Origin of the sequence: Flavobacterium sp. GP15 (assembly GCF_014281985.1) — a bacterium.
Classification (GTDB): Bacteria; Bacteroidota; Bacteroidia; order Flavobacteriales; family Flavobacteriaceae; genus Flavobacterium; species Flavobacterium pygoscelis.
Map to the genome: position 1 here is coordinate 33,870 of NZ_JACFTC010000003.1, position 14,230 is coordinate 48,099.

Annotated in this window: 10 protein-coding genes; 4 read left to right on the top strand and 6 right to left on the bottom strand. The window is 32.0% G+C overall.

Features of this window, described 5'->3' with window-relative positions; translation table 11 throughout:
- Nucleotides 1–319: 319 nt before the first annotated feature.
- Nucleotides 320–1,015 (bottom strand): M949_RS01915 family surface polysaccharide biosynthesis protein, encoded by a 696-nt coding sequence (locus H2650_RS08165; protein WP_188050321.1) that lies wholly within the window; start codon nucleotides 1,013–1,015, stop codon nucleotides 320–322.
- An 88-nt stretch (nucleotides 1,016–1,103) separates the two neighbouring features.
- Complete coding sequence (locus H2650_RS08170) at nucleotides 1,104–1,613, bottom strand: GNAT family N-acetyltransferase (RefSeq protein WP_188050322.1); 510 nt, start codon at nucleotides 1,611–1,613, stop codon at nucleotides 1,104–1,106.
- Nucleotides 1,614–1,882: 269 nt separating this feature from the next.
- On the opposite strand from H2650_RS08170, the gene H2650_RS08175 reads away from it, so the two are divergent.
- On the top strand, nucleotides 1,883–2,791 hold the full coding sequence (locus H2650_RS08175; RefSeq protein ID WP_188050323.1) for an SH3 domain-containing protein: 909 nt from the start codon (nucleotides 1,883–1,885) through the stop codon (nucleotides 2,789–2,791).
- An 84-nt stretch (nucleotides 2,792–2,875) separates the two neighbouring features.
- Here the strand turns inward: H2650_RS08175 and H2650_RS08180 are convergent, their stop codons facing one another.
- From H2650_RS08180 to thrA, 4 genes are all read right to left on the bottom strand, one after another.
- Nucleotides 2,876–4,300, bottom strand: a complete 1,425-nt coding sequence (locus H2650_RS08180; RefSeq protein ID WP_188050324.1) for a hypothetical protein — start codon at nucleotides 4,298–4,300, stop codon at nucleotides 2,876–2,878.
- A 647-nt stretch (nucleotides 4,301–4,947) separates the two neighbouring features.
- Nucleotides 4,948–6,240 carry a threonine synthase gene (gene thrC / locus H2650_RS08185; protein WP_188050325.1) on the bottom strand — a complete coding sequence of 431 codons (1,293 nt, stop codon included), beginning with the start codon at nucleotides 6,238–6,240 and terminating at the stop codon, nucleotides 4,948–4,950.
- A gap of 194 nt (nucleotides 6,241–6,434) precedes the next feature.
- Complete coding sequence (locus H2650_RS08190; protein ID WP_188050326.1) at nucleotides 6,435–7,358, bottom strand: homoserine kinase; 924 nt, start codon at nucleotides 7,356–7,358, stop codon at nucleotides 6,435–6,437.
- A 90-nt stretch (nucleotides 7,359–7,448) separates the two neighbouring features.
- Nucleotides 7,449–9,896 (bottom strand): bifunctional aspartate kinase/homoserine dehydrogenase I, encoded by a 2,448-nt coding sequence (gene thrA, locus H2650_RS08195; protein ID WP_188050327.1) that lies wholly within the window; start codon nucleotides 9,894–9,896, stop codon nucleotides 7,449–7,451.
- Nucleotides 9,897–10,635: 739 nt separating this feature from the next.
- Between thrA and hutH the strand changes: the two genes are divergently transcribed.
- From hutH to H2650_RS08210, 3 genes are read left to right on the top strand one after another with little or no spacing between them, the layout of a single operon-like run.
- A complete protein-coding gene (hutH, locus tag H2650_RS08200) occupies nucleotides 10,636–12,150 on the top strand; it encodes a histidine ammonia-lyase (RefSeq protein ID WP_188050328.1) in 1,515 nt (504 codons plus the stop codon).
- Between the two features lie 49 nt (nucleotides 12,151–12,199).
- On the top strand, nucleotides 12,200–12,844 hold the full coding sequence (locus tag H2650_RS08205) for a DUF47 domain-containing protein (protein ID WP_188050329.1): 645 nt from the start codon (nucleotides 12,200–12,202) through the stop codon (nucleotides 12,842–12,844).
- Nucleotides 12,845–12,874: 30 nt separating this feature from the next.
- Nucleotides 12,875–14,221 (top strand): inorganic phosphate transporter, encoded by a 1,347-nt coding sequence (locus tag H2650_RS08210; protein WP_188050330.1) that lies wholly within the window; start codon nucleotides 12,875–12,877, stop codon nucleotides 14,219–14,221.
- Nucleotides 14,222–14,230: the final 9 nt, after the last annotated feature.

The following is a 14,230-nucleotide window of genomic DNA, read 5'->3' on the forward strand; positions in this document are numbered from 1 at the left end:
GGCTTTTGGCTTTATCTTTATTTTTTTCTAAAAAAAATAAAGGATACTGCCGCAATCCCTTACGCGAGATCTCTATGCATAAAAAGTTGAATAATGCAATTATTCCGTTTAAGTAATAATTTAATGACGATGGCAATAAAATGTGATTTATAGATTAGTGACATATCGTCTTTACGCTTGGAGTGGTTGGGGATTAAAGAATCGATATTTCCCCACTAAAAACCAATTTTCATGATACAAAATTATCTTTAAATTAAGTCCAAAACCCCAATAAGGTATAGAGACTGTTTGGAGCTAGTGCTTTTTATTTATCTAAACTTTACATAATATTTTTGTTCCATAAATTCAACGCATAGTTTTTAAAAACTCTTGAACCATTTTTAAATTCTTTGTCAAATTTATATTCTCCACCATAAAATTGTTTTTTTCCATTATTATCTATTCCTGCAAATACTTTATTTTCTCCGCGCATTGCAAATTTTTTATTTCCTTCGTACATAATAACTTTCATCTCTGATGGACTAACATCTCCATGACAAACTTTTTTATACATTAGCCATATTTCTGCAATTCCGTTTTTATCTAAATCCGTTACTTGAAGAGTATTTTTAACAAATGTAGCTTCAATATCAACTGAACAGTCTTTAATATAATCATAAACTTGCCAAGTTTGAAATAACTCATTATCTTTTACAATGAAGTGGTAAGCATAAAGTTCTGCATCAGAACCATCATTTTCATGTTCAAATTTTTCGTTTGTATAAATACCTGTTTCAGTTGTTATTAATATGTTTTCTCCTTGATTATCATTCCATCGAACAGCATTTTTAATAAAACCAGAGTATTTTAATGATTTTGGAAGTTCGGAGGAATCTATTTTAGTTATTACCATACTTTCTGTTTTGGTATTTAATAATTCTTCATTTTTTAATTTTGTTTTAACTTCATTAGATTCCTGCTTACAACTGGTAAGCATTCCGTAAATTAAAACGAAAAATATCAATTGTTTTTTCATTCTACGTTCGTTTTTTTAACGTTTCTGGTAACTACCAAATAATAATATTTAATTCAAAACTTTAATACTCATATACGGCTAATATGTTTTACAAAACTTTCTTTTCTAATACAATAAACTCTAAAGGTGTATCTGAAATCGGAATATGAAATTCACTTGCAGGAAAAGGTTCTCTGGCTCCAGTATCTACATAACCATTGCGTTTGTACCAAGCAATAAGTTCTTCTCGAACCGAAATAACAGTCATCACAATTTTTGGCAGTCCTTTTTCGTGAGCATGAATTTCTGCCTGTTTTAATAACTTTTTCCCAACCCCACTATTTTGTAATTCTGGAGAAACGGTCAACATTCCTAAATACAATTGCTGCTCTTTTACAACCAGCAATACACAACCAATAATAACATTGTTTTCCGTAAATTTTAAAATAGTATTAGCAGGATTTATAATGTTTTCTTGTAACTCTTGTTCCGTAGTTCTAAGTCCTTCTAATATATTTGCTTCAGTAGTCCACCCTTTTTTAGATGATTCTCCGCGATAAGATGCGTTTATTAATGTGTTTAATGCAGAAACGTCTTCAAGTGTTGCAATTGTGATCATGCGAAATAATTGGATTTTGGTTTTACGTTTTCAAAGATAAAAAAGAATGTTGTTATTTCCTTTGCATTGTTTTGTATCTGGCTGATATTTCAAATATTTTGACTTTCAGATTGATAACGAAAACGTGAAATTTAAATTAACAATGTAAAAATGAGTAAGATCTAATATGAATTTTGTTTTTTTTATAAAATAACTAGTTAGTTTTGCCGTAATCTTAGCGCTTTTTAGTATTTTGGCATCAAATAATTTAGGTTTTAAATTAGATTACTATGAAATATAGAGTAGCAACTTCGTCATTAAATCTTAGAGATTTTCCGCCGACGATGGATAATTCTACGATTTTAGCAGATATTCCTTTTAGGCATACCGTTAAATTACTTGATGACACCGAATCTGATTGGTGGAAAGTAAAACTTTTAAATACTGATAAAGAGGGTTTTGTGTGTTCAAAAGATTTAGAACTTATTGACGAAACGATTATTAAAAATTCAGATATAGAAATTCCTAATTTTGAACCAAGTTCAAAATCCAGTCTAGATTCTAAAGAGGAAACTTATAAACCAATAGGCAATCCTGATATTCCTTTTAGAGATCTAACAAATGTAGAGACTAAAAAAGCTTCTATAAAAAAAATTATCGACAAATTAAACGTGTCAAAAAGTTTCAGATACGAGAAGGATGAAGCCGATACGTATTGCAATGTGTACACTTTTGATTATTGTTTTTTTACTAAAGTATACATTCCAAGGTTGCGATGGACTGATAAGGCAATAGAGGAGTTAGAAAAAGGAAATGAAGTACCCTTAATTTTTAATGATACCGTAAGACCTTTTTACTCCAATTATCTTTATGATTGGTTTGAAGAAGCATCCAATAATTTTGGTTGGCAAAAAATCGACAATGTTGATGAACTTCAAAAAAGAGTCAATGAAAATGGTGGAGTAGGAATTATCTCTGCAAAACGATTTATCCTAAATAAATCCGGTCATATTGTTGTAGTCGTTCCCGAAACTGAAACCGAGAAAGCGTACAGAGTAGATGGTAAAGTGATTTATCCTTTGCAATCGCAAGCAGGTTATGATAATTATAATTATTTTGCTGAAGTGAGAAAAGATTGGTGGGCAAATCCAGATCCTGAAAAAGGCTATTCCTCTGCGATTTTTTATTACCACGATTAATTAAATATTTAAAATAAAAAAAAGACTTTTTAAAGGATTAAACCTTCAAAAAGTCTTTTTTTATGAAATTATCTTACCTAAATATTACGACAAAATAGCGTCTTTCTTAATTAGTAACGAACTGCAAAAACCATTTTTATAATATTTTGCATGAAAGCTAGCATATATCTGATTGTAGATTTCTATTGGGTCCGTTGATGGAATATTGATTACTAACATTTCTTCTAAAATAGCAATATAATCAGCTGGAACAACGGTTTCTTTTCCATGAACAATCGATTCAAAAGTAAAGTTATTCCATTCTAAATTACATATTGGATTTTCAATTTCGTGTAATAAAGAATGATCCATAATAAAAACAAGAAATTGCAATACTTCTTTTAGGTGCTTTTCTTCAAAATAATCAAACATTCTAAATTCAATACCGTGATTTTTATGTTTGTGAAAATTGATGTCCAATCCTATTTTATCAATTTGTTCGTAATCTGATATTTCGGAGTAGCGATTTACCCACCACTTCGGATTATCATGCATCGGATGTGCTGTAAAATCCATTTGCACAATCTTACCCGTTTTCATTACATCAGTATCATAAGTTCCCACGCCAATGTATCTTGACATAGCACATCGTTGCGAAGCCTTTGTTAAGTTTACATCAATATCGTTATGTGATAAATAATCGGAAGAACCAAATTTAATCATGAACAAAGGGCTCAACCACTGAAACAATCGAATCGTGCGTTGGTGTTTTTTTATGAAATCAATTTTATCTTTAATTTCACCTTCCACGTTTAATTCTGTCGGAATTGTTAAATTAAAATGATACGTCATGTTATTAAAAACAGAATAATTCTCATTATTCGACACAAATATGGCAAAAGGATGATTGACAGAGCAAATTTTTATTTTTCCAAACTCCGAAAAAATATTTTCTTGCTCCATTCCGTTTTGCAAGTGATTTGTAAATTCTTGTTTGATATTTGCTAACTCGGCAATAACGCTATCAACATCTTTTTTGTAAAAATCTTGCGTTACAAATTCAATAGTATCCCCATCAAAAATGAATTTTTTCTGAAGTTCATCAACAAAATAGCTATTATTTTTTTGTAATTTATCAAATATACTTACTCCAGAATACTCAGGATTAGGCTCCTTATCTATAAAATCTAAAGTTTCGTGTTCATTATTCACATCTGTTTTTGTAAACGAATGCGAATTCATCAATACAGGAATATGGTATTCCTTTTCCGTTAAGATTTTTAGCAAAGAATTTTCGAATACATTTTCTTTGTAATTCTTAAAATGATTCACGCTGTACTTTTCATGCAGACCCTTGGTTAGCAAAAAATCTTTATCCACCGTTCGGTGTTTTTCAAACTCTAAATAACATTCATTTTCGATACCAACTCCCCAGTAAAAATCATTCGATTTATACTGATTGATATACTCTTTATGTTTGTCCAATAATTCAATTTCAAAACTAACAGCATTCATGCTATGATTCGTCATAAACTTTTTTCTCCTTCTTTTTAAATAAATTATGTTGATATGGGAAGCTACTTTATCAGGTAGTTTTTTGAAGCATTACGACTCTGTTCGAATTTTAATAAAAGTCAAAAAAATAGTACTACTTACGTTTTGTTTTTTTGTGAAGATAAGTTGTTTTTTCTATTCTTAAAAGAGGGGAACACAAACAACTTATTATTTTGCAAAAGTAGTTAAAATTTAGGTCTAAATCAATGGGTGATTTTAAAATATTTTTTTTGCTTACTTTATTGATATTATTAGTCTTAGTTTTTTAATTTTTAAAGCTTTAGGCCTTTTATTTTTAATAAAAACTAACTTGTAAAAGTTCCTATTCTCATGTTCAATTAGGAGCACACATTTTGATTTCAGCAACGCTATTCGTCTCGCTATTCGCTATATCTTTATGCTTGAACGCCAAGCATAAAGGATACCGCTACTATCGAGGCTAAATAACCTACTTTTTCTCATTAACTAGAATTGCGAAGAGAGCTAATAAAAAAGATGTTATCAATAAATTATTTGAATATATACCAAACAAAAAAATCCTTACTCCATCTTTTACGCATCGGTAAATTTGTGGTAAGGATTATAATTTTGAATCAAGTAAAAGTTTTAAAGCGTGACTTTATTTATTGGATTAAAAACTCTTTTAACTCTTGATACGTTTTAATTTTCACACTCACTTTTTCTTTATTTAAAACGCTTTCTATTTGTGTCGGAATGGGTAGTTTTACATTCAAAGTTGGTTCTACAGTATCTAAAAATTTAATAGGATGAGCCGTTTCTAAAAAAATACCAATCGCATTTTTATGGTTTTGCAATTCCTTTTTTAACCCTAAATATCCAACTGCTCCGTGAGGTTCTGCAATATAACCGTTGGTGTTATAAATAGTTTTCATTGCTTCCAGTGTTTCTTCATCGGAAAATGTAAATGAAGAAAAATCGTTTTTGAATTGTGCTAAATCATTTTGATACATTTCCTGAATTCGGATAAAATTACTTGGATTTCCAACATCCATTGCATTCGAAATCGTAGCTTTAGAAGGTTTTGGATCGTAAACACCATTTTCTAAAAATCTAGGAACAGTATCATTTACATTCGTAGAAGCTACAAAATGTTCGATTGGTAATCCCATTTTTTTAGCAATAATGCCAGCGCAAATGTTTCCAAAATTGCCACTCGGACAGGAGAAAATTAATGGTTTGTTCTCTTTTTTTAAGGCTTTATATGCAAAGAAAAAATAGAACATTTGTGGTAGCCAACGCGCAATATTAATAGAGTTTGCCGAAGTTAAGTTCTTGTTTTTTAAATCTATATCTAAAAAAGCCTTTTTAACCATATCTTGACAATCATCAAAAACGCCATCAACCTCAAGAGCAGTGATGTTTTGACCTAAAGTGGTTAATTGCCTTTCTTGAATATCGCTTACTTTTCCGGAAGGATATAAAATGATGACTTCAACGCCTTTTACGCCAAGAAAACCACTGGCTACAGCGCCACCAGTATCACCAGACGTGGCAACAAGAACGGTGTTTTTGCTGTCCTTTTTTTCTTTATTAAAATGACCTAAACAACGGGACATAAATCGTGCGCCAACATCCTTAAAAGCCATAGTTGGACCATGAAACAATTCCAGTGCGTAAATATCTTTTTCTACTTCAATTACTGGAAAGTCAAAACATAATGTTTCTGCGATAATTTCTTTTAAGATAATTTCTGGAATTTCATTGCCTACAAATTGTTTAATGGCTTGATAAGCAATTTCTTCATTGCTCAGATTTTCGATAGTATCAAAAAAATCAGCATTTAATGGCGTTATTGTATCAGGAAAATACAATCCTTTATCGGGTGCTATTCCCTGTATTACGGCATCTTGAAAAGAAACATTTGGTGCATTATGGTTTAAACTGTAATATTTCATTATGATTTTTGATTGCGCATTAACGATTTTTGATTTATGATTTTTTCGTGACGTCGTTACATCTGAAATCATAAATTATTAATCAATATTCTTATATTATTTATTCTTAAAATGTATTTTAGAAAAGAGATTGACGACTTGTGATTCTTTGCAAAGCAGTTACATCTGAAATCAAAAATCGTTAATCAAAAATCTTAAATAATAACTTTCATTCCCTCATCATTTACTCTAGAAACATGAATTTCATAAGGCAGATTCATATTGTTATAAACTTCACTCATGGCTTTTGCAATTTTTTCAGCAGTAGCTAAACCTTTGCTTAAAGCAAAAATAGAAGGTCCAGAACCCGATATCCCAGAACCTAAAGCACCGTTTTCTAAAGCAGTTTGCTTGATTAAATCAAATCCTGGAATCAAAACACTTCGCAACGGCTCTACAATCTCATCATGAAGTGAGCGTCCGATTAAATCGTAATCCTGAGTGTATAATCCTGCGATTAATCCGCCAAGGTTTCCCCATTGTACAATGGCACTTTTTAGCGATACATTTTGTTTTAATACGGAACGCGCATCCGAAGTTTTCAACTCAATTTGAGGATGAATAATCGTCGCGTATAATTCTGATGGACTTTTAATTTTGATAATATCCAATGGATCGTAACTCCGAACCAAAGTAAATCCGCCCAAAAGGGCAGGAGCAACATTATCAGCATGTGCGTTTCCGCTGGCTAGTTTTTCACCTTGCATGGCAAATAAAACCAATTCTTTTCTGGTAAATGGACGACCCAATAATTCATTAATTCCAAAAACAGCTCCTGCTGAACTTGCCGCACTGCTTCCGATTCCGCTTCCTGCTTTTATGTTTTTGTAAATTTCAATTTCAAATCCAAACTCGGTTGTTACATTTTCGAGCATTGCTAAAGCCGCTACACTTGCCACATTTTTTTCGGTTTCCAATGGTAAATCGGCACCAACAATTTTGATAATACGAACTCCTTTTACATCAGATTTTCGAATAATCATTTCGTCGCCAGCCGTTTCTAGGCATAATCCAAGGACATCAAATCCACAAGACAAATTCGCAATAGTTGCAGGACAAAATATTTTAATAGTATTCATAAAGTTTTTAAAGTCTTATAGTCTAAAGTTGTAGCCTTTTTGTCATCAAGTTTTTTACTTTCGACAGCAAGACTTTTCACTTTCGACTAATTAGTTATTTCCAATTCTGATCACATCTGCAAAAATTCCAGATGCGGTAACTGCGGCTCCAGCACCAGCACCTTTTATTAATAAGGGTTGCTCAACGTAACGATCTGTAAAGAATAAAACAATGTTGTCTTTTCCTTCTAAATTATAAAACGGATGGTCTTTAGGAATAAAACGCAAGCCAACATTTGCTTTGCCGTCTTCAAATTGTGCTACATATTTAAGTCTTGAGTCTTTGCTTACAGCTTCTTGATAAATGGCTTCAAAATGGGAGGCGTGTTTTTTTAATGATTCAAAAAAAGTTTCGTTTGAAGTGGTATCTAAACATTCAGCGGGCATAAAAGATTCATTAGTAATCTGATTCATTTCCATTTGATAGCCGCTTTCTCGTATTAATATCAAAATTTTTCTCGCGACATCAATTCCGCTCAAATCGATTTTAGGATCTGGTTCCGTAAATCCCTGAATACCTGCTTCTTTTACGACATCATGAAAACTATTTTGTGTATCAAAATTATTAAAAACAAAGTTTAAACTTCCAGACAAAACAGCTTGGATTTTATGTACTTTATCCCCAGAAGCAATCAAATTTTTTAGTGTATCAATAATAGGTAAACCAGCTCCAACATTGGTTTCAAACAAAAATGGGGCATTGAATTTTTGAGATAATTTTTTTAATTTTTTGTAATTGTCAAATTCAGATGCACAAGCAATTTTATTACAAGTGACAACGGCAATGTTGCGTTTTAAAAACTGTTCGTATGTTTGAGAAATACTTTCATTTGCAGTAATATCAACAAAAATGCTATTGCGCAAATTGAGTTCTTTTACTGTAGTAATAAACTTTTCTTTATCAGCAGTTTCTCCTGTCTCTAGCAAAAATCGCCATTCTTTCAATGAAATACCATCTTCATCAAAATACATTTTTTTAGAGTTAGATAATGCTATAACGCGTACATTAATTTTAAGATTTTCTTTTAAGAATTTCTTTTGTTGGTGAATTTGTTCGATGAATTTTTCACCAACATTTCCAACTCCCATTACAAATAAGTTCAGTTGTTTGGTGTTCTTTTCAAAAAAGGTTTCATGAAGACTATTTAATGCTTTTTTCACATCTCTTTCGCTAATAACAGCCGAAATATTTCGTTCGGAAGCACCTTGAGCAATAGCGCGAATATTTACATTATTTTTCCCCAAAGTACTAAACATTCTACCGCTTAAACCTTGATGATTTTTCATATTCTCACCTACTAGGGCAATGATGCATAAATTTTTCTCTACAATACAAGGGGCTATTTTATTTTGAGAAATTTCAACTTCAAAAGCTTTATTGATCGATTCTTCTGCACTATCGGCATCTGAATTTAGAATTCCGATGCAAATAGAGTGCTCGGAAGAGGCTTGAGTAATAAAAATCACATTAATTTCTTGATGTGATAATACTTCAAAAAGTCTTTTAGAGGAACCAGTTACGCCAATCATTCCAGAACCTTCTAGAGTGATCAAAGTAATATTGTCAATATGGCTGATTCCTTTCACAGGATTGGTATGTGACATTTCTTGATTGGAAATGTAGGTTCCTTCGGCTTGCGGTTCGAAAGTGTTTTTAATTAGAATTGGAATGTTCTTTCTTAAAACAGGTTGTATAGTTGGGGGATATAAAACTTTGGCACCAAAATGCGACAGCTCCATTGCTTCTTGATACGATATAAAGGCAATGGGTTGTGCTTGTTTTACTACTTTTGGATTTGCGGTAAACATCCCATTCACATCTGTCCATATTTCTAGTTCAGTTGCATTCAATGCGCCAGCAATAATTGCCGCAGTATAATCGGATCCGCCACGACCCAAAGTAGTGTTGATTCCGTCTAAAGAAGCTGCGATAAACCCAGGCATTACAACTACTTGATTTTCATTAGATGCAAAATAATCAGTTATTAATCGATTAGTGATTTCAAAATTAACAGTTGCTTTACCAAAATGATTGTTTGTTTTTATTATTTCGCGACTGTCTTTATAACCGCTATTTTTTAGATTTTGTTTTAAAGCTTCCGCAATAATATAAGACGATAGTAATTCTCCAAAACTCAAAATGGTATCTGAAGTTCGCAACGATAATTCTCCTAAGAGATAACAGCCATCTAATAAAGTTTCTAAATGGTTGATAATTCTTTTAACATGGCTTAAAAGACTACTTTGTTCGCTTATCGGAATCAATTCTTTTAAAGAATCCAAATGTTGTCTCTCTATATCTGCAAGAATTTCTTTGAAACTCTCGTCACCAGCTGCTGCTTTCTTAGAAGCTAACAGGAGTAAATCGGTAATTTTGCTAAAGGCGGAAACGACAACGATTAATTTTTCTGTTGCTGCTTTTTTAGTGATAATATCTAAAACAAGTTTTATGTTTTTTGCATTGGCTACGGAGGATCCTCCAAATTTTAAAACTCTCATGCGAAGTTGTATTTGTATTATTTTATAAAATAGATTTGCCCTTTTTTTAAAGTGACAACTTGATTTTGCATTGTTTATGCGAGAAGGAATTATTTATTATAAGCCCAATAAATTTTTTCTCTAGAAAAAAAGAGAATATACAATAGGATTATATGTAGGAAATTTACCCCAAAGGGGTAATTGTAGTTGTTGTAGTAAACGTAACAGCAGTTGCAACCCAAATAGGAGTTGTCATCGAATATTGATATGTTATGCTGTTGTTTATCATTTTATTACTACAAAACTAACCTTTTTTAGAGAGTTAGAAAACTTTTGTTTCATTTTTGCGAATAGCTCAAAATTTAAAGTTGTAAGAAGAATAAATTGTTTAATAATCATTTTGCCGAGTTTTTTATTTCTTAATTCATTATTATTCTTTACCGTCAAAAATTCCAAATTTGCTAATAAACTTTTTATACAATATAAAAACACTCTTTTTTAAGTAGGTAATTGTAAAATACAGAAATACGCTTTAATGTTTTATTTTAATATTATTACTTCGTTAAAAATGAATAGCTTGAATTGTCTTTCAAATAGTAATACCAGTATATGTTATTCTCACAACGCGGGCTAAGTTAGATAATGGCTTTGTAAAGAATTTATTTTTTGGTTTTGTTTAAGGACTCTTTTTAAATTATTATCAATATATGTTGTGTAATAATAAAGATTTACTCAATTTTACTTTTTAAACACTATCAAAATGGATAATACGCACTACATTAGTACTGAATTACTTAGCCTTGAATCATTAGCTGAAATTATTACGCATCACAAAGCATTAGCTTTATCAGAAGAAGCAAAAATAAATATTCAGAAGTGTAGAGATTATTTAGACAAAAAAATGGCCGCAGAGTCTGGTGCTATTTACGGTATCAATACAGGTTTTGGATCACTTTGCAATGTGAAAATATCAAACGAAAATCTTTCTAAACTTCAGGAGAATCTTGTAAAATCTCACGCATGCGGAACAGGAGAAGAAGTGCCAAGTAGTATTGTAAAATTGATGTTGTTACTTAAAATTCAGTCGTTGAGTTATGGTCACTCCGGAGTTCAGTTGCAAACAGTAGAACGGTTAATTGCTTTTTATAACAATGATATTTTACCCGTTATTTATACTCAAGGTTCTCTAGGTGCATCGGGAGATTTGGCTCCTTTAGCCCATTTATCTTTACCATTGTTGGGTGAAGGTGACGTGTATTATGAAGGAAAAAAAGTCCATTCTAGTGAAATAATGAAAATTTTTAATTGGGAACCAATCATTTTGCAATCAAAAGAAGGATTAGCATTATTAAACGGTACTCAATTTATGAGTGCTTACGGAGCTCATATTTTGATGAAAGTAAGTAAGTTGTCTTATTTAGCAGATTTAATAGGAACCATTTCGTTAGAAGGTTTCGACGGAAGAATCGAGCCTTTTCATGAGTTAATTCATTTTATTAGACCTCATAAAGGACAAATTGTAACGGCAAACCGTATCAAAGGGTTTCTAGAAGGAAGTGAGATAATCGAGCAAACTAAAGCACACGTTCAGGATCCTTATTCTTTTAGATGTATGCCGCAAGTTCACGGTGCTTCTAAAGATGCGATTGAGTATGTGAAGAAAGTGTTTAAAACAGAAATTAATTCGGTGACGGATAATCCTAATATTTTTATTGAAAGTGACCAAATCATTTCTGGAGGAAATTTCCACGGACAACCTTTGGCTTTAGCCTTAGATTTTATGGCAATTGCTTTGGCTGAATTAGGAAGCATTTCAGAGCGTAGAACCTATCAATTAATATCGGGCACTAGAAATCTACCTGCTTTTTTAGTAGATAATCCAGGATTAAATTCAGGATTAATGATTCCACAATATACAGCAGCGAGTATTGCTAGTCAAAATAAGCAATTAGCAACTCCAGCAAGTGTAGATAGTATTGTTTCGAGTAACGGTCAAGAAGATCACGTTAGTATGGGCGCAAATGCAGCTACAAAAGCATTGCGAGTGTTGGATAATCTGGAGCGAATTTTAGCCATTGAGCTAATGAACGCTTCTCAAGCTATTGAGTACAGAAGACCTTTGCAATCGAGTGATTTTATTGAAATGTTTTTGACAGCCTATAGACAAGAAGTTCCGTTAATTAAAGATGACAGAATTTTACACTATGATATAGAAAACACGGTAGCTTTTTTAAATACTTTTCAAATCGAAACCGATTTGTTAATATTAGCTTAACATTAAAAGACAAGAATGCTGTAATTTTGTCGCACTAAATTTAAAGTAAATGAACATAAATAATTTTTTCCAGTTTTTGGTTCCTAAAGACAAAAAATTCTTTCCTCTTTTTGAAGAGGCTTCAAGTAATTTGATTGAAATTGCTACAAATTTGCACGAAGCTGTTAATCTTCCATTGAAGGAACGTGAAGTTCTTTTTCAGAAAATTGATACTTTAGAACAAAAAGGAGAGGACATAACACGTCAGACGAATTTAGAGTTAAGTAGAAATTTTATTACCCCATTTGATAGAGAAGATATTCATGCCTTGATCACTTCAATCGATAATGTTGCTGATTATTTACATGGAGCTGCGAGTAGAATGCGTTTGTACCAAGTAGACAAAATCACAAAATCGATCAGGAAACTAACAGAAATAAATCTAGAAGCTTGTCAGAACATTGATGTTGCTGTTAGAGAATTGAGAGATTTGAAAAAAATGAAAAACATCACTGATGCTATCGTTAGAATCAATAAGCTAGAAAATAAATCAGATAATGTTTATGATAAAGCAGTTCTTGATTTATTCGAAAATGAGACAGATGCCAAAAACATTATTAAATACAAAGAAGTATTATCAGTTTTAGAAAATGCTGCTGATAAATGCAAAAGCGTAGCAAGTGTCCTAGAATCAATTTCTGTAAAACATTCTTAATTTAAATCGTTTTATTCTGAAATTAAAATTATGGAATTTACTCTACTTATAGTTATCATAGTACTGGCTTTAATCTTTGATTATATCAATGGTTTTCATGATGCGGCTAATGCAATTGCTACTGTTGTTGCCACAAAAGTACTAACTCCTTTCCAGGCGGTAGTTTGGGCCGCTTTTTTTAACTTTTTAGCCTATTGGGTTTTTGGTTTTGGTGTAGCGGATACCGTTGCGAAAACTGCCAATACCCTAGAAATAGACTTAGTTGTAATCCTTGCAGGAGTTATTGCAGCTATTATTTGGAATTTATTTACTTGGTGGCAAGGAATTCCTTCAAGTTCTTCTCATACATTGATCGGTGGTTTTGCAGGCGCTGCTATTGCACATGCTATTGCAGTTCATGGTTTTTTTGAATATACAATTGTAGATGGTGCAAAAAGCTATACCTCTTATTGGTATGATACCGTAAACTGGTACACAGCCGGAAAAGATGGTGGTTTTCCTTCGGGAGTTTTAATTATTATTGCCTTTATTGTTTTGGCTCCTGTTTTGGGTGCATTGATGTCATATTTGATCTCTATTTGGCTTCTTAACGCTTCTAAAAAGAGTATTTATCCTAAAATATTTACCGCTTTTTTGATGATATTGACAATTTGGTTTGTAGAGAGTCAAATGGTTTATTATGATCAGATTAAAAAACCACGCTTCGATTCCCATTTTTGGAGTGTAGCTTTAGAATCTCACAACATTAAATGGTTTTTAGTAGCCTTTATTGTCCTATCAATTAGTGGTTTTTGTATGATATTCAGTAGTTTAAATCTACATCAATCGAATTATTGGTTAAAAAAGATGCAGTTAATATCTTCTGCGGCTTTTAGTTTAGGTCATGGTGGAAATGATTCTCAAAAAGTAATGGGAATTATTGCTGCAGCCGTTACTGTTTATATTCACACCAGTGGAATTACGCAAGAAAGTCTTCCGCATTGGTTGGATGTTGTTCTTCCTAACGCAGATGGCGATTTTAAAATGCCTGAATGGATTCCTCTAGCCTGTTACTCTGCCATTGCAGCAGGAACTTTGAGCGGAGGTTGGAAAATTGTTAAAACAATGGGCTCTAAAATAACAAAAGTAACTTCTTTTGAAGGTGTAGCTGCAGAAACGGCAGGTGCATTGACCTTATATTTTACAGAGCATTTTAAAGTTCCTGTGAGTACAACGCATACCATTACTGGATCTATTATTGGAGTAGGACTTACAAAAAGAGTTTCTGCTGTAAGATGGGGGATGACAGTAAGTTTGATTTGGGCTTGGGTATTAACAATTCCTATTTCGGCAATTTTGGCAGCAGTAATCTATTATATTTTAAATATATTTTTCTAGTATAAACTT

Coding starts and splice junctions, on each gene's coding strand:
- H2650_RS08165 (WP_188050321.1), bottom strand. CDS start 1,015: ATGAAAAAACAATTGATATTTTTCGTTTTAATTTACGGAATGCTTACC.
- H2650_RS08170 (WP_188050322.1), bottom strand. CDS start 1,613: ATGATCACAATTGCAACACTTGAAGACGTTTCTGCATTAAACACATTA.
- H2650_RS08175 (WP_188050323.1), top strand. CDS start 1,883: ATGAAATATAGAGTAGCAACTTCGTCATTAAATCTTAGAGATTTTCCG.
- H2650_RS08180 (WP_188050324.1), bottom strand. CDS start 4,300: ATGACGAATCATAGCATGAATGCTGTTAGTTTTGAAATTGAATTATTG.
- thrC (WP_188050325.1), bottom strand. CDS start 6,240: ATGAAATATTACAGTTTAAACCATAATGCACCAAATGTTTCTTTTCAA.
- H2650_RS08190 (WP_188050326.1), bottom strand. CDS start 7,358: ATGAATACTATTAAAATATTTTGTCCTGCAACTATTGCGAATTTGTCT.
- thrA (WP_188050327.1), bottom strand. CDS start 9,896: ATGAGAGTTTTAAAATTTGGAGGATCCTCCGTAGCCAATGCAAAAAAC.
- hutH (WP_188050328.1), top strand. CDS start 10,636: ATGGATAATACGCACTACATTAGTACTGAATTACTTAGCCTTGAATCA.
- H2650_RS08205 (WP_188050329.1), top strand. CDS start 12,200: ATGAACATAAATAATTTTTTCCAGTTTTTGGTTCCTAAAGACAAAAAA.
- H2650_RS08210 (WP_188050330.1), top strand. CDS start 12,875: ATGGAATTTACTCTACTTATAGTTATCATAGTACTGGCTTTAATCTTT.